Annotated in this window: 14 protein-coding genes and 1 pseudogene; 10 read left to right on the top strand and 5 right to left on the bottom strand. The window is 64.8% G+C overall.

The features are described 5' to 3' along the window. Window positions 1-12 precede the first annotated feature (12 nt). The 4 genes from HND55_09160 to HND55_09145 all read left to right on the top strand — a co-directional run bounded on the left by HND55_09160 (window position 13) and on the right by HND55_09145 (window position 5755). Window positions 13-1290, top strand: coding sequence for an arginine deiminase (locus tag HND55_09160; GenBank protein ID QKK02797.1), 1278 nt, complete (start codon window positions 13-15; stop codon window positions 1288-1290). Window positions 1291-1371: 81 nt separating this feature from the next. Beyond that, window positions 1372-3018 (top strand): amidohydrolase family protein, encoded by a 1647-nt coding sequence (locus tag HND55_09155; GenBank protein QKK02796.1) that lies wholly within the window; start codon window positions 1372-1374, stop codon window positions 3016-3018. Continuing rightward, window positions 3015-4475, top strand: a complete 1461-nt coding sequence (locus HND55_09150) for an amidohydrolase family protein (GenBank protein QKK02795.1) — start codon at window positions 3015-3017, stop codon at window positions 4473-4475. The genes HND55_09155 and HND55_09150 overlap by 4 nt, the downstream gene beginning before the upstream one ends. A 2-nt stretch (window positions 4476-4477) precedes the next feature. Beyond that, window positions 4478-5755, top strand: a complete 1278-nt coding sequence (locus HND55_09145; GenBank protein QKK02794.1) for an amidohydrolase family protein — start codon at window positions 4478-4480, stop codon at window positions 5753-5755. An 872-nt stretch (window positions 5756-6627) separates the two neighbouring features. Here HND55_09145 and HND55_09140 read toward each other — a convergent pair. Further along, window positions 6628-7722 (bottom strand): PQQ-dependent sugar dehydrogenase, encoded by a 1095-nt coding sequence (locus HND55_09140; protein ID QKK02793.1) that lies wholly within the window; start codon window positions 7720-7722, stop codon window positions 6628-6630. Between the two features lie 110 nt (window positions 7723-7832). Here HND55_09140 and HND55_09135 point away from each other — a divergent pair. After that, window positions 7833-8255: pseudogene (locus HND55_09135) on the top strand (hypothetical protein). A 2-nt stretch (window positions 8256-8257) separates the two neighbouring features. On the opposite strand, the gene HND55_09130 reads toward HND55_09135, so the two are convergent. Further along, window positions 8258-8890 (bottom strand): lysozyme-like domain containing protein, encoded by a 633-nt coding sequence (locus HND55_09130; protein ID QKK02792.1) that lies wholly within the window; start codon window positions 8888-8890, stop codon window positions 8258-8260. A 102-nt stretch (window positions 8891-8992) separates the two neighbouring features. Between HND55_09130 and HND55_09125 the strand changes: the two genes are divergently transcribed. Together HND55_09125 and HND55_09120 are read left to right on the top strand one after the other, a co-directional pair. Then, window positions 8993-10675 carry a ubiquinone biosynthesis protein UbiB gene (locus tag HND55_09125; protein QKK02791.1) on the top strand — a complete coding sequence of 561 codons (1683 nt, stop codon included), beginning with the start codon at window positions 8993-8995 and terminating at the stop codon, window positions 10673-10675. Window positions 10676-10717: 42 nt separating this feature from the next. After that, window positions 10718-11368: a hypothetical protein gene (locus HND55_09120; GenBank protein QKK02790.1), complete on the top strand. Its 651-nt coding sequence runs from the start codon at window positions 10718-10720 to the stop codon at window positions 11366-11368. Window positions 11369-11410: 42 nt separating this feature from the next. Here the strand turns inward: HND55_09120 and HND55_09115 are convergent, their stop codons facing one another. Further along, window positions 11411-11989 (bottom strand): peroxidase-related enzyme, encoded by a 579-nt coding sequence (locus tag HND55_09115; GenBank protein QKK02789.1) that lies wholly within the window; start codon window positions 11987-11989, stop codon window positions 11411-11413. Between the two features lie 442 nt (window positions 11990-12431). Next, the gene (locus HND55_09110; GenBank protein ID QKK04055.1) at window positions 12432-13883 is read right to left on the bottom strand and encodes a phospholipase; all 1452 of its coding nucleotides are present in this window, start codon (window positions 13881-13883) and stop codon (window positions 12432-12434) included. A 199-nt stretch (window positions 13884-14082) separates the two neighbouring features. On the opposite strand from HND55_09110, the gene HND55_09105 reads away from it, so the two are divergent. From HND55_09105 to bfr, 3 genes are all read left to right on the top strand, one after another. Continuing rightward, entirely contained in the window at window positions 14083-14727 is a 645-nt protein-coding gene (locus tag HND55_09105) for a gluconate 2-dehydrogenase subunit 3 family protein (GenBank protein ID QKK02788.1), read from the top strand. After that, window positions 14720-16405, top strand: a complete 1686-nt coding sequence (locus tag HND55_09100) for a GMC family oxidoreductase (GenBank protein QKK02787.1) — start codon at window positions 14720-14722, stop codon at window positions 16403-16405. Before HND55_09105 ends, HND55_09100 begins: the two co-directional genes overlap by 8 nt. Window positions 16406-16484: 79 nt before the next feature. After that, the gene (bfr, locus tag HND55_09095; GenBank protein ID QKK02786.1) at window positions 16485-16961 is read left to right on the top strand and encodes a bacterioferritin; all 477 of its coding nucleotides are present in this window, start codon (window positions 16485-16487) and stop codon (window positions 16959-16961) included. 1 nt (window position 16962) lies between these two features. On the opposite strand, the gene HND55_09090 is transcribed toward bfr, so the two are convergent. Beyond that, window positions 16963-17469: a DUF411 domain-containing protein gene (locus HND55_09090; protein QKK02785.1), complete on the bottom strand. Its 507-nt coding sequence runs from the start codon at window positions 17467-17469 to the stop codon at window positions 16963-16965. Window positions 17470-17486: the final 17 nt, after the last annotated feature.

Raw genomic sequence — 17486 nt, 5'->3', positions numbered from 1 at the left:
TCAAGCCCGGCAATGACCATTGATATCAACGTCAGTTCCGAAATTGGCCCGCTGCAGACCGTGGTTGTCCATACCCCGGGTCAGGAAATCGAGAATATGACCCCGGACACGGCTGCAGAAGTGCTCTACGATGACATTCTCAACCTGGAGCTGGCTGCCGGTGAGCATCGCCAGCTCAAGGGCGTACTGGGCTGTTTCGCCAACGTTGTCGAACTGCGGGATTTGCTGGTGGAGGTGCTCGCCATCGAGCGCGTGAGGCAGGGACTGGTGTCGGCATTGACCGGGCTGTTTGACTGTCCCGAAGTGCGCGATTATCTGCTTGATCTCTCACAGGATCAACTCGCGCGCCAGTTGATCGAGGGGACGCCCAAGCGGGCCATCAGCCTGGAGAAGTATCTGAGTTCATCGCGCTACGCCATTCCTCCGCTGCCCAACACCTTTTTCACCCGCGATGCCACCATGTGCGTCAACGATCGCATCATCATCGGTTCGATGGCCTACCGGGCTCGAGTGGCCGAGGCACTGCTGCTCAAGGCCGTCTTCAAACACCACCCCGAGATTCGCTCCGGGGGCTTCTATTTCGACGGCACCGACAACCGCGACTCGGAGGTGACCATCGAGGGCGGAGATCTGCTGGTCATCCGTGAGAACCTGGCGGTCGTTGGCTACAGCGAGCGCACCTCGGTGGCCGGAATCGACCAGCTCATGCGCGCGATCGCCTCGCAGGGTCCGATCGACAACTTCATCGTGGTCGAGATTCCGAAGACCCGTGCCACCATTCATCTCGACATGATTTTCACCATGGTCGATCACGACAAGTGTGTGGTTTTTCCGCCTCTGATCACCGGGGCCAATCGCTCGCGCGCGTTTCACTGTCGTTTTCGCGAGGGTCCGGAAGCGGACATCACCGAGTATCGCGACGTGCTTTCTGCCCTGTCGGCGGTGGGCGTGGATCTTGCGCCGGTGCCGTGCGGCGGTGATGATGATTTCCACCAGGAGCGTGAGCAGTGGGCCAGCGGGGCCAACTTTTTCGCCTTCGGCCCCGGGCAAATCCTCGGTTATCGACACAATCGCTACACGCTGGACGCCCTGTCGTCAGCCGGCTTCAACGTGGCTGACGCCGAGGATGTGATCGCCGGCAGCCGCGTAATCGGCGCCGACGAGCGTGTGGTGGTGACCATAGACGGCGCCGAGCTGACTCGTGGCGGAGGCGGCTGCCGCTGCATGACCATGCCGGTGGCCCGACATCCAATCGACCTCGGTTCTCTTCCTGAGTCAAGCGCCAACTGAACGGGACCATGACCTTTGACCCTTTTCTCGGCGCTGACCGTCGTTTAGCGTGACGGCTTGTTCAGAACGGGAGGATCGGCCTTGAAGAGGTTTTTGTTGCTCGTAGCCGCCTCGGCCTGGCTTCAGCCGGCGACGGCCCAGGAGCCGCTGCTGCGCCAGCCCGCACCGGGGGTGCACGCCATCAGCGGCGTCACGCTGGTGACAGCACCCGGGGAGACGATCGAAAACGGCATCATCGTGATCCGCGATGGCATCATCGAGTCGATCGGTGACGATCTCGCGATTCCGCCCGATGCTCGCGTACACGAATTCGACCCGAAAGAATCGGATACTCGCGTCTATCCGGGCCTGATCGACGCTTATGTTCCGATCGCCTTCCATTCAGATGAAGGTGAGGACGAAGACACGGAGGATGAATCCGGTGAACGCCTGGCGCCTGGCCGCTATCCGCATCCGCTTATCACCGCGGAGCGCAAGCTGGCCTCCGGTTTCTGGCCGGCCGAACGGGTCGAGGCACTGCGCCGGGCCGGATTTACCAGCGCCGTGATCGCGCCTGAAGATGGCCTGGTGCGCGGATCAAGCGCGCTGGTCAACCTGGGCGAGGGTGGTCTGGCCGAAAACCTGATTGCGCCTGAGCTGTTCCAGCATTTTTCCCTGCAGGCCCGGACTTCCGGGGGCGATTTCCCCAATTCCCTGATGGGCTCGATTGCCCTGTTGCGCCAGGTGCTGGCCGACGCACGATGGCAGGTCGGGGCGCGGGCGGCCTGGCACCGTGATCCCGCTCAGTCGCGACCCGCTTTTCTGGAGGGCATATCGGCCCTGGAGCCGGTGCTCTCCGGTGATGTCCCGACGGTGTTTGAATCTGCCGACATGCTCGATTCTTTGCGTGTCGCCGCGCTGGCGGCCGAGTATGGGCTTGAACCATGGATTGTCGGCCACGGCCGCGAGTACCAGCGGCTCGACTCGCTGGCGGCAGCGGGCCTGGGCCAGATTCTGCCGCTCGACTTTCCCGACGCGCCGGATGTCGACAAGCACGAACGCGATGTCAGCCTGCCCGAGCTCAGGCACTGGCACCTGGCACCGGAAAACCCCGGCCGGGTGATGGATTCGGGATTGCCGGTGGTGTTCACCACACATCCGCACGGCAGCCCGGACGGGCTGTTCCCCAACCTGGCGCGTGCCATCGAGCGCGGGCTTGATCCCGACCGTGCCCTGGCCGCGCTGACCACCGGACCGGCGAAGATGCTGGGCATCGACGATCGGGCCGGACGCCTGGTCGCCGGCTACATGGCGAATTTTGTGGTGGTTGAAGGCGAGCTGCTGGTCGAGTCGCCAACCGTGCAAGAGATCTGGGTTGACGGGCGCCGCTACGTGCTCAGCGCGCTCGAGCCGCCCGAAATCGAACCGGCCGGCCGCTGGGATATCACCCTTGTCATCGAGGGGATGGGCAATATGGAAGCCTTGCTCGATCTCGACGGCAAGGCGCCGAACCTGTCGGGCAGCTTCAGCATCATGGGTACTTCCGTGCCGCTGGCCGAGGCTCGGGTATCCGGCAGCCGACTGGACGTGCGCATCGACGGCTCTCGCCTGGGCATGCCCGGCTCGATCAGCTTCTTCCTCGATATCGAGGGCGAGCGCGGCAGCGGCAGCGGTTCCAGCCCGCAGGGCGACTTCGGCGTGCGTGGCAGGCGCAGCGGCAATCCCGACGACGTGGAGGACGCGGCATGAACAAGTTTACCCGAATGGTGCTGGCTGCGGTCGTGGCATGGGCCGCGATGCCGGCCGGCGCACACGATATCGAAGCCTGGAACAGCGCGATTCCCGAACAGCCGGATCATGTCCTGATCCGCAACACCACCCTGTGGACGGCCGGCGAGGCGGGCGTTCTGCAAGATGCCGACCTGCTGATCCGCCGCGGTAGGATCGAGCGCATCGGCCAGGACCTGAGCGCGCCGCGTGGCGCCGTCGAGATCGACGCTGACGGCCGTCACGTCACGCCCGGTCTGATCGACGCCCATTCGCACGCGGCCATCACTGGCGGGGTCAACGAATCGTCGCTGATCAGCACTGCCATGGTGCGCATCGCCGACGTGATCAACGCCGACTCGATCAATATCTACCGGCAGATGGCTGGTGGACTCACGACCATGCATCTGATGCACGGCTCGGCCAACGCCATCGGCGGCCAGAACGTGATCGTCAAGCTGCGCTGGGGCGCCGATCCTGATGACATGATCATCGAAGGGCAGCCGGGCGTGATCAAGTTCGCGCTGGGCGAAAATCCCAAGCAGAGCAACTGGCAGCCGGATACGCCGCGCTATCCTGACAGCCGTCAGGGCGTGAACCAGATCATCGACGAGAAGTTCCAGCAGGCGCGTGAGTATGCCCGCCGCCACGCCGAGCGCGGTGGCCGCAACGCGGTTCCCGCGCGGCCCGATCTGGAGATGGAGGTGCTCAACGCGATCCTTGCCGGCGAGATCGACGTGCACTCGCACGGCTATCGTGCCGACGAGTTCCTGGCTCTGATGGACACGGCCGAGCGTCACGGGTTTCGCATCAGGGCCTTTCACCATGTGCTGGAAGGCTACAAGGTGGCCGACGAAATGGCCGGGCACGGCGCTGGTGGCTCGACCTTCTCCGACTGGTACGGCTTCAAGTACGAGGCGCGCGATGCCATCCCCTACAACGCTGCGCTGATGTACGAACGCGGTGTGCTGACCAGCGTCAACTCCGACAACCCGGAGCTGGCCCGCCGTATGAATATCGAAGCGGCCAAATCGGTGCGATACGGCAGCCTCGACGCACACGAGGCGCTCAAACTGGTGACCGCCAACCCGGCCCGGCAGCTGGGCCAGGGCGAGCGCATCGGCCGGCTCGCCGAAGGGCTGGATGCTGATATCGTGGTCTGGAGCGGCCCGCCGCTGTCGATCACCAGCCGGGTTGAGCAGACCTGGATCGACGGCCGCCTGTATTTCGACCGCCAGCGCGATCTCGAGGCGCGCCAGGCCTGGGAGGCTGAACGCCAGGAGCTGATTGCGGCGGTCCGGGCCGAAAGCGAGTCGGGCGAGGACGATGCGAGCGAAGACGGTGAAGAAGCGGCCGATGCAGAAGCCGAGGAACAGACCGATCCCGACGACCCGGAACCGGGACTTGCCGTCCTGCGTCATCTGTTGGGAGGAGCCTGATCATGACTTGCATCCTCATTCGTAACGCCATCGCGGCTGTGCTGCTTGCGGCCGTCGGAACCTCGGCCCTGGCCCAACGCGTGGCCTATGTCGGCGCCACGCTTCATCCGGTCTCCGGGCCAGCAATCGAGAACGGCACGCTGCTGGTCAACAACGGCCGCATCGAAGCGCTCGGCGATCGGATCCAGGTGCCTGACGAGGTCCGTACGGTGGACCTGACGGGGCGGCACCTGTATCCCGGCCTGGTGCATGCCGGCACGGTCCTGGGCCTGACCGAGATCGGCAGCGTGGCCGGCACCGACGACACGACCGAGACTGGCAAGATCAACGCCGCCATTCGCGCAGAAATCGCGGTCAACCACGACTCCATGCTGTTTGCCCCCAACGTCAGCGGTGGCCTGTTGACGGCCAATATCATGCCGACCGGTGGACTGATTCGGGGTTCTTCAGCGGCCATCAGCCTGGCCGGTTGGAACTGGCAGGACATGACGCTCAAGGCGCCTACGGGCATGCATATCGCGTTTCCGCCGGGCGCGGCCGACGACGACAAGCACGAAGACCTCAAGCTCATCGACGAGGTGCTCGAGCAGGCGCGCGCCTGGCATAAGGCCATGCGGGCCCATCGGGAATCGGGCGCGCCACGCCCGGCACCCAACGACCAGTTCGCTGCGTTGGGCCCGCTGCTTGACGGTGATCTGCGCCTGTTTCTGCACGCCGGTACCGAGCGCGCCATGACCGCCGCCCTTGACTGGGCCAGGAAACAGGAATTCGATGACGTCGTGCTCGTTGGCGGGCCGGACCTGCAGCACCTGGCCGAACGGCTGGCCGCCAGCGATGCCGACGCGATCCTGACCGGGGTTCACTCCATGCCCGAACGCGCCTGGGAGCCCTATGACGAAGCCTACGTAGCGGCATCGCGCCTGGCCGAGGCCGGCGTGCGCTTTGCCATCACCGACGGGGGCTCGGCCTTTACCGCCGGTAACGCCCGGCATATTCCATTTCAGGCCGGCATGGCGGCCGCCTTCGGTTTGTCGGAGGAAGCGGCGCTGAAAAGTGTGACCCAGTGGCCGGCCGAGATTATCGGCGTCGGCGAGGAGCTGGGTACCCTCGATCCAGGCAAGCGCGCGACGTTCTTCGTCACTGACGGTTCACCGCTGGAGGCTACCACCAGTATCCATGGCGCCTGGATCGACGGCGAAGCGTATGATTTTTCGCGCGACCGCCAGAGACGGCTCTACGAGCGTTACCGCAACCGGCCGAGGTCGACGAGCGCGGAGTGACCGCAATCGAGCCGACCGAACCCTGTGCGTCGCGGATGCGACCGCGACCTACGGCGCTTCGGCCCGATGGTCGGGCCGTCTGATCGCGGGGTGAGTCGGGGCCGGGTCACCGACGGATCGAATCGAGCCTTGTCCGTCGCGGATGCGACCGCGACCTACGGCGCTTCGGCCCGATGGTCGGGCCGTCTGATCGCGGGGTGGGTCGGGGCCGGGTCACCGACGGATCGAATCGAGCCTTGTCCGTCGCGGATGCGACCGCGACCTGCGGCGCTCCGGCCCAATGGTCGGGCCGTCTGATCGCGGGGTGGGTCGGGGCCGGGTCACCGACGGATCGAATCGAGCCTTGTCCGTCGCGGATGCGACCGCGACCTGCGGCGCTCCGGCCCGATGGTCGGGCCGTCTGATCGCGGGGTGGGTCGGGGCCGGGTCACCGACGGATCGAATCGAGCCTTGTCCGTCGCGGATGCGACCGCGACCTGCGGCGCTCCGGCCCGATGGTCGGGCCGTCTGATCGCGGGGTAGGTCGGGGCCGCGTCCCCGACGGATCGAATCGATCCTTGTCCGTCGCGGATGCGACCGCGACCTACGGCGCTTCGGCCCGATGGTCGGGCCGTCTGATCGCGGGGTGGGTCGGGGCCGGGTCACCGACGGATCGAATCGAGCCTTGTCCGTCGCGGATGCGACCGCGACCCGCGGCGCTCCGGCCCGATGGTCGGGCCGTCTGATCGCGGGGTGGGTCGGGGCCGGGTCACCGACGGATCGAATCGAGCCTTGTCCGTCGCGGATGCGACCGCGACCCGCGGCGTTCCGGCCCGATGGTCGGGCCGTCTGATCGCGGGGTAGGTCGGGGCCGTGTCCCCGACGAATCGAACCTATAATGATGGAGTTACGCGTATAACGTCACCTGATTTCTCATCCACGAGCAGGTAAAGCGCGCCATCGGGTCCAACGCGCACGTCCCGCAACCGGCGCTCGATGCCGAGGCCAAGTGGGGTATCGGACACCACCCGCTCGCCGTCGAGCCTGATGCGGCGGATGGTCTTTTCGACCAGGCTGGCGACCAGCAGGTCTCCGTGCCAGCCGTGAAACAGGGTGCCGGCATAGCGGCTCATGCCGGCCGGCGCGATCGACGGGGTCCAGTCGATCAACGGATTGATCATGCCCGGACGGCTCTCGTAGGGCGTGACGCGCGCGCCGGAGTAGTCGACGCCTCTTGTGGTGATCGGCCAGCCGTAATTACCGCCGGGCTCGAGCAGATTGAGCTCGTCGCCGCCGCGCGGTCCGTGCTCGTGCAGCCAGACGCGGCCGCTGTCCGGCTCCACCACCAGGCCCTGCGGATTGCGGTGACCGTAGCTGAAGATTTCCGGCAGAGCGCCTTCCTGTCTGACAAACGGGTTGTCCTCAGGCACCGACCCGTCCTCGTTGAGCCGGAGCACCTTGCCCAGGTGGCTGTCGAGTCGCTGGGCGTGCTCGCGGTAGTCGAAACCGTCACCGGTGCTGATCAGCAGTGTGCCGTCGGGCAGAAAGGCCATTCGCCCACCGTAATGGACGGGCGTGTCTTTGAACGGCCGGGCCGTGAACAGCACCTCCTGGTCGATCCAGCGGCCGCTAGAGAGCCGGCCGCGAACCAGGCGGGTGGCGTTGGCTGACGACGTGCCGTGCGCCAGCGTGAGGTAGATCCAGCCGTTACTGGCGTATTCAGGATGCAGCATCAGGCCCATCAGACCGCCCTGGCTGGCCGCATAAACCGCTGGGGTCCCCTCGACGGGATCATCGAGCAGGCGGCCGTCGACGTCGATGATGCGCAAGCGCCCGGGTCGCTCGGTGACCAGCGCGCGGCCGTCGGGCAAGAAAACCATCGACCAGGGGTGTTCCAGCGGGCCGGCGAAGGGTTCGATCGTGAATTCGCTCGCTGAAGCGGTTGAGCAAAGCACCAGAAACAGGGGCAGCGTCAAAATCCGGGTCATTCGTGACTCCATTCAAAGCGGACCATGCAGGGGCAGCGATTGTGACCCGTTCAAGATAGCAAACAGCGAGCTGGTAATCTGTAGCCCCGACGATGCGCGGAGCCTGTTCGATGAACGCACTGAGATGGTTTCTGGCCTGGCTGGCCGCCGTGATCGTGACCGCGGCCGTAGGCAGCATCATTCAGACCCAGCTCAACCTGGCGCGGATCACCGAGCTGGGTCAAACGGTTTCGCTGGGTACACGGCTGATCACAACCCTGGCTGATCTGGCCGAGTTTGCGCCGATATGGGCGATCATCGTGGCGGCGGCCCTGGTGGTTGCGTTTCCGGTTGCTGCCGGGCTGTCCTGGCTCTGGCCGTCCGGTCGGGCTGTCCTCCACCTGCTGGCCGGGTTCTTCGCCGTGGTGGTCGCCTTGCTGCTGATGGACGCCATGCTGCCGGTGACCGCCATTGCAGCCGCGCGCACGGCAGCCGGCATGGTTGGAATGGCGCTGCCCGGCGTGGCCGGTGCGGCCGTCTATGTTGCCCTGTGGCCTCAGCGGCAGAAGGGCCAGAGTTTCCACCAGGCCGCGCAGCGGAAGCGATCCTCGCAGGCCGGCAGTTGACGGGCGTAGCGCTCGGCGCGCTCGGCGACCTCGCGCGCGGTTTGCTGTACCTTGGGCTTGTTCTTCCAGCTGCCGCGCTCGTAGCCGCCGTGGCCCTCGTGATAGGCCAGGTACAGGTTGAAGGCATCGTTGCGGCGAATGCCCAGGCGCTGGTGACTGGTGTAGTTGTACCAGCCGATGAAGTCCAGTGCGTCGCTCATGTCCGAGCGGCTGGCAAACCAGGCTGAGCGGCCGGTCATCTCGAGATAATCCTGCCAGGCCGGGTCCTGGGCCTGGGCATAGCCTTCCGCCGACGATGGCCGCCGCCACGGAATGAAGCCGAGCAGGCGTGTGCGTTCGGGTTTTGCACGCCCCCTGAAGGAGGATTCGCGCTGCACGATTGCCATCTGAATCGCGATGGGTACGCCCCAGCGGCGTTCACTGTCATGGGCATCGTCGTACCAGCCTGGTTCCTGCTCGAACACATCGCAGATATTGTCCTGATTTTGCACAGGGGTGGTGGCGCAGCCGGCCAGCACGCCCAGAGCAGCGAAGCAGAGCAGGATGTTCGAAGCGCGGATCATGGGCGGATTCTACCCGGTCGGCCATTGCGGCGTGAATGGGTTCGCGCGCCCTGTGGGGCGCCGATAAGCTACTCTAGGCAAGACTTCAACCGGATACAGGCCATGCTCTGGCAAGCACTCAGCGCGGCTCGCGACATCGGTCGGGTGCAGGACATCGCGTCAGTACTCATCCGCTATGGTTTCGGCGACGTGGTCCAGCGTGTCGGCATGGCCGGAGCGCTCGAACGGGCGGGAAAGGTCCTGCACTGGAAAGAAGGCGAGGAACTCGCCCAGCTCAAGCCGCCCGCGCGCTTGCGCCGGGTGCTCGAAGAGCTGGGGCCCACTTTCGTCAAGCTCGGCCAGGTGCTGGCCACGCGCGTTGACCTGTTCGGTCCGGAGTGGCTGGCCGAGCTCAGCAAGCTGCAGGACCATGCGCCCCCCGTGCCATGGGATCCGATCGAAGCGCAGCTGACCGAGGACCTGGGCGCGCCGCCCGACGAGGTGTTCGAGCGCGTAGAACGCGAGCCGCTGGCGGCCGCCTCGCTGGCCCAGGTGCATCGCGCCTGGCTCGAGGACGGGACCTGCGTCGTACTCAAGGTGCGCCGCCCCGGCATCCGGCCGGTCATCGAGGCAGATCTGAGACTGCTGAGGCGGCTGGCCGAAGTGATCGAGTCCGAGGCCAGCGATCTCAGCCATTACCGGCCGCGGCTCCTGGTCCGCCAGTTTTCGCAGTCGCTCCGGCGCGAGCTGGACTTCGCGGCCGAATGCCGAAACGCCGAGCGCATCGCCGCCAACCTGGAGGAGGATGCGGGCATCGTGGTGCCGGAGATCTGCTGGGAGTGGAGCGGCGAGCGGCTCAACGTGCAAAGCTGTCTGGAAGGCATTCCCGGCCGCGATTACGAGGGCGTCCACAAGGCCGGTCTCGATCCGCACCTGATCGCCGCGCGCGGTACCCGCGGCATCCTGTTGATGATTCTCGAGCACGGCTTTTTTCACGCCGACCCACACCCCGGGAACATCATGTATCTGCCAGACAACCGGATTGGCCTACTCGATTTCGGCATGGTCGGACGGCTGTCGGACGAGCGTCGGCACGAGGTGGCCGAGCTGTTGCATGGACTGGTCGCGCGCGACCCCGACGCTGCTTCCCGAATTCTTGTCGACTGGAGCGAGGAGTCGAACATTGACGAGGCCCGGCTGCGTGACGACGTCGCCGAGTTCATCGATCATTATCATGGCGTGCCGCTGGAAAGACTGGAGCTGGCCGACATGATCGGTGAAATCACTTCGGTGCTGCGACATCATCACCTGGTGCTGCCGCCCGACCTGGTGCTGATGTTCAAGGCGTTCATCACCCTGGAGGGCATGGGCCGGTCGCTTGATCCGGATTTCGACATGGCCGGTGAGGCGGCGCCGGTCATCGGTGACGTGCTGCGCCGCCACTACGCGCCGCTCAACGTTGCCCGCCGCTTGCAGAAAGGGCTAAGCCAGACGCTGCGGCTGCTGGGTGGCTTGCCGGATGATCTGAGCCGGTTGCTGCGCAGCGCGCGCAAGGGCCGTATCGAGGTGCATGTCGATATCAAGGCGCTCAAGGACGTCAGCCAGCGCCTGGACCGTGCAGCCAGCCGCCTGACCCTGGGCGTGGTCACCGCAGCGCTCATCATTGGTTCGGCCATCGTGCTCAACGTCCAGGGCGAGCGTGAGGCGTTTGGCTTGCCGCTGTTCGGTCTGATCGGTTTCATCGGGGCGGCTCTGGGCGGTATCTGGCTGCTCCTGTCAATCTGGAGAAGCGGGCGTGATGAGTAGCCGGGGATATGCGATCGTATATGGCCCACCGGACACGCTGCCATGATGCGCCGGCTTCTGTGGGCAGGCGCGTTCCTGCTGATCCTGTGGTGGTTCTGGCCCGCTCCAACGCCGGTCTACGAGGCCCTGGATGGCGCCGTACGCCAAGCGCCAACCTTCAATCACCAGCTCTCGGTCGACGGGCCGCCGCTGCAGCAGGCGCTGGATGATTCGCCAGGTCCGTTTTCGGCGGGCGAATTCCTGATTGAACCGGTTGCCAATTTCGAGATCGAGGCCCGCGTTCTCGGCCGAAAGCGCTACCGCAGTGGCGTCGAGGCAGAGCTCTCTCCGCTTGATGTTGCGTTTGGCTGGGGGCCGATGGCGCGTCCCGAAGTGCTCAAGAAGATCCGCATCAGCCAGAGCGGACGATTCTACCGGTGGCGGGTTGACGAGTTTCCGATCCCGCGTCGCGATATTGAGCAGCACAGTGCCAATATGCACCTGATTCCGGCCAGCGCAGGAATTGCCGATCAAATCGATCAGATCGACCCGGATCAGTTCGTGCGCCTGGGCGGCTATCTGGTCAACGTCGACCGGGCCGACGGCTGGCGCTGGCGCACGTCACTGACCCGCAGTGACACCGGTGCAGGCGCCTGTGAAATCGTGCTGGTCACGCGCGTGCAGCCCCTTCCAGATGGCGGCCGCGGCAATTGAGGCGAAGGTGTGAGCCGATCATCAGCTACCGCGCATTCGAGTTTAGATGGCTTCGGGGGGCGGGTCGACGCCCATGCCGCCTTCAAGCTTGACACCCAAGCCAAGCACCACCCGGTTGGCATAGCCGAAATAGGCCGCAACCTGATTGATTTGCAGAATGGCCGCATCATTCCAGCCGTGCGCGCGCAGCCGCTCGATGTCGGCAAGCTCGACGGTGGCCGGTGAGCGGGTCAGGCGATCGGCGTAGCGCAGTGCCGCGGCCTCTGCAGCGGTGAACGCCGGTTCGAAGCGCCCATCTCTCAGAGCCTGAATACAGCGGGCTGCTGTGCCGGAGTCGCAGGCCGCGCGCAGGCCGCGGCTGTGGTGTGCGACACAGTAGTCGCAACCGTTGATCAGGCTGACCCGGATGCCGATCGCCTCGGCCAGACGGGCATGAAGCGGATTGCGCGGGTGGTGCAGGACGCTGCGATAAAGCGCCATGTGTCCGTCAAGGGTATGTGGCAGGAGGCCATGAACCAGCAGAATATGGTCCAGCTGGCCCCGGTCACCCGCGAGTCGTTCATAGCGCCGGGCCAGAGCCTCGTCGGCCCGGTCAGCCGTGATCGAACGAATCCAGCTCACCGACTGCCTCTGGGCGCGCCACAACGCCCGTCGCGCTGTACCGGCGGGCAGGGTGTGCTGCCGTGGGAGCAGAACACACAGCAGTCGCCGGTATGGGGCCGGATCAGCGCGCCGCAGGCGGGGCAGTCGAGCAGATACTGACAGGCGTCTGTGGGCATTTTCAATGTAGCCTGGTGGCTACAGTGCGGGCAGATGATTGTAGATTGCAGCTGTAACTGTGCCATCGAATTCACGGTGTGCATCCGCCCGGCGCCAGAGCAGCATTCAGGGCCGGTACGGCAATGATCGGGAATCGGGAGTTGATGGAGGTGTCGGTGCACATGCGCTGCCCGTCAATCATGCCCTTCTCGAGTATATCGCCTCTTCGGCCCGGCGGGTCGGGCCGGAGGCCGTGCCTCTACCGGTTTTTTTCAGACGTGCGCTCGTTGCTGCGGGTGTGGCTTCAAAAGGTTGACAGACCGGTGGCCTCCATGATTCGGTATTGCCAGTAGCGCAGCCTCGATTCGTCGGCAAAACTGGAATAGGGCAGGCTGTGGATGCGTTGGGGCGTGTTGTGCCAGCGTTCGTCGAAGAATCCATTCACCGCCTGCGCGAAGGGAGCGCCGTCTGCCGCGCGCACCTGGATGTTGGTCTCGAGGTTGTAGTTGTCGAGGTTGCGCCGGGTGAAGTTGGCCGATCCGGCCAGAATCTGTTGCTCGCCTTCGCCGGACCGAAGCACGAGCATCTTTCCGTGGCACTGTTCGCCGCGGGTGTTGCACCAGCGGACATCGACCTGGTTGCGATGCAGCTCCCATGCGACCTGGCGATTCGGTATGCCGTTTTTCTCGCGGCCGAAGGCATCGCGATTGGGGTCGAGCAGAACGCGAACCGCGACGCCACGACTGCGGGCGTCGATGAGTGCACGGACCAGGTCGCGGTGAGAGAGGTAGAACATCAGCAGATCGATTCGATCACCGGCACCGGCCTGGCGAAGCATGTCCAGCGCCGCGTCACGGATTGCCGACTCGGTCAGGACCCGCACCTCCAGTTCGCCCCGGTTGCTGATCCGAGCCGGCGGCAACTCCGGCCACTGAAATCTGCCGGGGAAAGAAAACTCGACGACGGCCCGTTCGGTGGCCAGCAGGTCTTCGGCCGCAGGCCCATCGAACGCGATGGCGATGTTGTCGTGCCGGCTGCTGGCGTCGTGCGGATTGGCCGAGGTCACCAGCGCTTCCCAGCCGCTGACGCCGTGCACCACCAGCGTCTTGCGGTGATTGGCCTTGAAGTTGAGCAAGGCCAGCAGGGTGCGCAGACTGACCTTGCCCTGGTCGACCGGGTTGGGCAGCCAGCCGCCATCCTGGTCGTTGCCCAGCCACATGCAGCACAAACGCCAGGCGGCCGACCAGGCCGGATTCGGGTCACGCAGCCGCGTCAGGCGAGTTTCGACAATCGGTACGTGGACCTGCCTTAGCGCGTCGAACAGCGGCTGACGGACGCCGCGATAGAGCGTATTGAATGGATCGGTAATCAACAGGGCATGCATGCCGGGGTGGGTCAGGCGTTCCTGGGCCAGGGCATCGATAAGCTCACGCGACAGTGCACGATGCGCGTCACTGGCCTGACCGGCGAACTGATTGACCAGAAAGAAATCGCTGACGATGAGCGACTCGGCGCGCTCGATCATGGCAAAGGCAGCGTCGAAAATCTGCCGCTCGGTGTGCTGGTGGCCATTGGCGTCAAGCCATGTGCTGTCGGCCAGGAACCGGACCTCGCTGGCCGGGCGCCACGGGCCTGCGTAGTCGATGCCGGCAGGCAATGGCCGAAACAGGCCGTAGAGCAAAGCGATGAGGTAGGCGGCAGCCAGTGCAAGCAGAACATGGCGCAGCCAGCGTCGCCGCTTACGGGCGGCAGCCATCGACGCATCGGAATCGTTCACTGGGCAGAGGTACTCCTGGTGATCACGAGCCATCCGGTTCCGGTTGCAGGCTGATGTCCAGCCGCTCGCCGTGGTGGTCAGTTTACCGCAAGCCCGGGTCAGAACATGGCCCAGGTCAAGGCGACCCTTTGCTGTTTGAGTTAGTCTGACCGCATTGTTCGCCCGCCGCGAGGAATGCATGAGTCAGCCTGACGACGGACACCGCAAGCGGGGTGAATCCGGGCCGACTGGATGCACGCGGCGTGAACTGATGCGCGCCGGTGGACTGACGGCTGCCTGGCTGGCGGTGGTACCGGCCGGTGCGTTGTTTGCGTGCCGGCACATGCCGGCGCGGAGGCTGGAGGCTGAGCCCTGGCGCACGCTCGGTGCGCTTTACGGACACCTGTTGCCGGACGACGGAGACGGTCCCGGCGCCGAACAGGCCGGTACGCTGACTTACGCCCGCACGGTTTTGCCGCACACTGCCGTCGACCGGCGCGAGTTTCTGCTCGGGCGGGTCAGTGAATTCAATCAGCAAGCTCGTCAGCAGCAGGGCCGTCCGTTTGAAGACCTGACAAGCGAGCAGCGCGAAGCGTTGCTGCTGTCGTTGATCGAAGACAGCAGCTGGGAACGCTGGGTTTCGCGGCATCTCGATGTGGTCATCGAGTCCCTGCTGGCCGATCCGGTCTATGGCGGAAACATCGACGGTACGGGCTGGCGCTGGCTGGCTCACCAGCCGGGTTTTCCCGCGCCGCCGCCGGACAAGCGCTGGTATCGACTGCTCGATGACGCCTATTTCCGGCCCCGCCGCGATGTTGTCGGAGTCTGTGCCGCCCATGGATGAAGGGTTCGACGTCTGCGTCATTGGCAGTGGCGCCGGCGGTGCGCCGGTCGCCAAGACCCTGGCTGAGGCCGGTTACCGGGTGATCGTGCTCGAGAAGGGCGGCTGGTATACCGAGGACGATTTCTTCAAGGATGAGCTGGCGTGCTGTCGGCGACAGGTCTTCAAGCCGCCTGTGAGCGAGCAACCGCACGTACTTGAAACGCGCAACCGCGATGGTCAATGGGTTGCCCGGGCCGGGCGCAGCTTCTGGAACGGCAACTGCGTGGGCGGGTCGAGCAACTTCATGAGCGGCTTTTTCTTCCGACTCAAGCCCGAGGATTTTCGTCTGGCCAGCGAGTTCGGCCCGATTGATGGCGCCAACGTGGTTGACTGGCCGATCAGTTATGCCGATCTGGAGCCCTACTATGCCCGGGTCGAGACGGAGGTCGGGATCTCGGGGCGCGTGGTCGAGCATCCCAACGCCGAACCGCGGTCGACGCGCGATTTTCCCCAGCCGCCAACGCTGGAGCACCCGTTTGCCGGCGAGATCGACGCGGTTTGCATCGGCAAAGGTCTACATCCTTTGCCTACACCGCGGGCCATTCTGTCGCGGCCTTCCGGGCAGAGACGAGCCTGCGAGTACTCCGGCTATTGCGGCAGCTATGGCTGTTCGAGCGGTGCCAAGGGCAGTGCCCGTGCAGCGCTGCTCGACCGCGCCCTCGACAGCGGGTGTCTGGAGATCCGTCCCGGCATGCAGGCCAAGCGAATCATCAGCGACCAGCAGGGGCGAGCGGTTGCCGTTGAGTGCGGCGATCGCAATGGCCGAACCCGTCGTATCGAGGCGGACTTGTTCGTGGTGGCCTGTCAGGCGGTTGAAAGCGCGCGACTGCTGCTCAATTCGCGCGGGTCGCAACACCCTGACGGACTGGGCAACAATCACGGCCAGGTTGGCCGCAACCTGATTTTCTCTTCCGGTGGCGCGGGTACCGCCGAGTTCGACGTTGACGGCATGTCGGCCGGGCGCGCCGCTGCCCTGAGAACGCGCGGCCCCTTCGTCAACCGCAGTCTGCAGGACTGGTATTTCATGTATGACCTGCCCAATCGCATGGGAACCCGTCGCAAGGGCGGCACGATCGATTTCCTGATGCGCCATCCCAATCCGATCCTCAGGGCGCAGTCGAGCAAATGGGCCGGCAGCAAGCTGCGATGGGGCAGCGATCTCAAGCGTCGGCTCAAGCAGTCGTTCACCACCCGGCAGTACCTGCGTTTCGAGGTGTTCTGCGACTGGTTGCCCAATGATGACTGCCGCGTTTCACTCGATCCGACGATCCGGGACCGCTGGGACATGCCGGTCGCCCGCATTCGAACCGGCCAGCATCCGCACGATCGCCAGGTCGGTGCATTTCTGGTCAGCAAGGCGCGCCGGATTGCCGAGCTGATGGGCGCTGATCGCGTTCGATCCGGCGTGCGCCGCAACGCGTCACGCAACCTGATGGCCGGCGGCTGTCGTTTTGGCACGGATCCGGTGCATTCGGTGCTCGATCCGGACTGTCGCATTCATGGCGTGGATAACGTCTATGTCACCGACGGCAGCTTCATGCCGACCGGCGGCAGCGTGCCGTTTACCTGGACCATTTACGCCAATGCGTTCCGGGTTGCCGACCGGATTCTGGAGCGCATGCACAAGACCACGGGCTGAGTGTTACATACATGGTGTGGCCGGGAAATCCGGCCTGAGGTAAGATTCCGCTTGTCACCGGAGCCATCGTGAGGCGCTTATGCAGGGGTCAGCCAGAGTCATCGAGTATCTCAACGCCTACCTGGCCATTGAGCTGACCGGTCATCGCCAGTATCTGCGCAACTCACGAAGCTGCGCCAACTGGGGTTTTGACCGGCTGGCGGATATTCAGTACGACTATTCGGTCGAGGAAATGGAGCACGCCGCGAAACTCGCTGACCGAATCCTGTTCCTTGAGGGCGAACCGGATTTTTCGGCCAGTGCGGTCATCGAGTCAGCGGCCACGCCGATCGATCAGCTGCAGCAGGATCTGGCGCTGATCAAGCGCGCCCGCAGGGTGCTCGGTGAAGCCATTGCCCACTGCGAGCAACAGGCGGATTTTGTCAGCCGCGGGTTGCTCTCGGCCATGCTTGAAGATGAAGAGCAGCACACCGACTGGCTGGAGACCGAGCTCGAGCTGGTCGAGCGTATCGGTTTGCAAAACTACCTGCAGTCGCAGCAGTGCAAGAGCGTATAGGCTAGCGCTCACCGGTAATGGCATCGTATTGGCTGAAGACTCGAGGATTGCCGGCGTCATCGAACAGAAAAACCTTGTAGGCTGCACGGCGTTCGCCCACTTCCATGCCGGGCGAGCCAAGCGGCATGCCGGGCACGCTCAGGCCGCGCGCCTGCGGCTGCTCGGTCAGAAGCCGCAGCACATCGTCGGCCGGCACGTGGCCCTCGATGACGTAATCGCCGACCACGGCGGTGTGACAGGACGGCAGTTCGCGGGGGATGCCGAGTTCGTTCTTGATGCGGTTCATGTCGCTTGTCGGAACGGCCTCGACCAGGAAGCCGTTTTCTTCCATGTGTTTAACCCACTTGCCGCAGCAGCCGCACTGCGGGTCGTGATAGACCGTCATTTCATGGGCCGCGGAAACCGCGGGCTGCCGAGCGGTGTCGTCACCGGACTGGGCCTGGCAGGCAGCGGTCAGCAACAGGCTGGCGGCAAGCATGATGGCGGTGGTCAGTCGGTTGGGGGTCATGGTCGTTTCTCCTCGAT

Source organism: Pseudomonadota bacterium (assembly GCA_013285445.1).
Classification (GTDB): Bacteria; Pseudomonadota; Gammaproteobacteria; order Xanthomonadales; family Wenzhouxiangellaceae; genus Wenzhouxiangella.
Note: the sequence above shows the minus strand (reverse complement) of the source record. Positions and strands in the feature narration are given on the sequence as shown.

Coding starts and splice junctions, on each gene's coding strand:
- HND55_09160 (QKK02797.1), top strand. CDS start 13: ATGACCATTGATATCAACGTCAGTTCCGAAATTGGCCCGCTGCAGACC.
- HND55_09150 (QKK02795.1), top strand. CDS start 3,015: ATGAACAAGTTTACCCGAATGGTGCTGGCTGCGGTCGTGGCATGGGCC.
- HND55_09145 (QKK02794.1), top strand. CDS start 4,478: ATGACTTGCATCCTCATTCGTAACGCCATCGCGGCTGTGCTGCTTGCG.
- HND55_09140 (QKK02793.1), bottom strand. CDS start 7,722: ATGACCCGGATTTTGACGCTGCCCCTGTTTCTGGTGCTTTGCTCAACC.
- HND55_09130 (QKK02792.1), bottom strand. CDS start 8,890: ATGATCCGCGCTTCGAACATCCTGCTCTGCTTCGCTGCTCTGGGCGTG.
- HND55_09125 (QKK02791.1), top strand. CDS start 8,993: ATGCTCTGGCAAGCACTCAGCGCGGCTCGCGACATCGGTCGGGTGCAG.
- HND55_09120 (QKK02790.1), top strand. CDS start 10,718: ATGATGCGCCGGCTTCTGTGGGCAGGCGCGTTCCTGCTGATCCTGTGG.
- HND55_09110 (QKK04055.1), bottom strand. CDS start 13,883: ATGGCTGCCGCCCGTAAGCGGCGACGCTGGCTGCGCCATGTTCTGCTT.
- HND55_09105 (QKK02788.1), top strand. CDS start 14,083: ATGAGTCAGCCTGACGACGGACACCGCAAGCGGGGTGAATCCGGGCCG.
- HND55_09100 (QKK02787.1), top strand. CDS start 14,720: ATGGATGAAGGGTTCGACGTCTGCGTCATTGGCAGTGGCGCCGGCGGT.
- bfr (QKK02786.1), top strand. CDS start 16,485: ATGCAGGGGTCAGCCAGAGTCATCGAGTATCTCAACGCCTACCTGGCC.
- HND55_09090 (QKK02785.1), bottom strand. CDS start 17,469: ATGACCCCCAACCGACTGACCACCGCCATCATGCTTGCCGCCAGCCTG.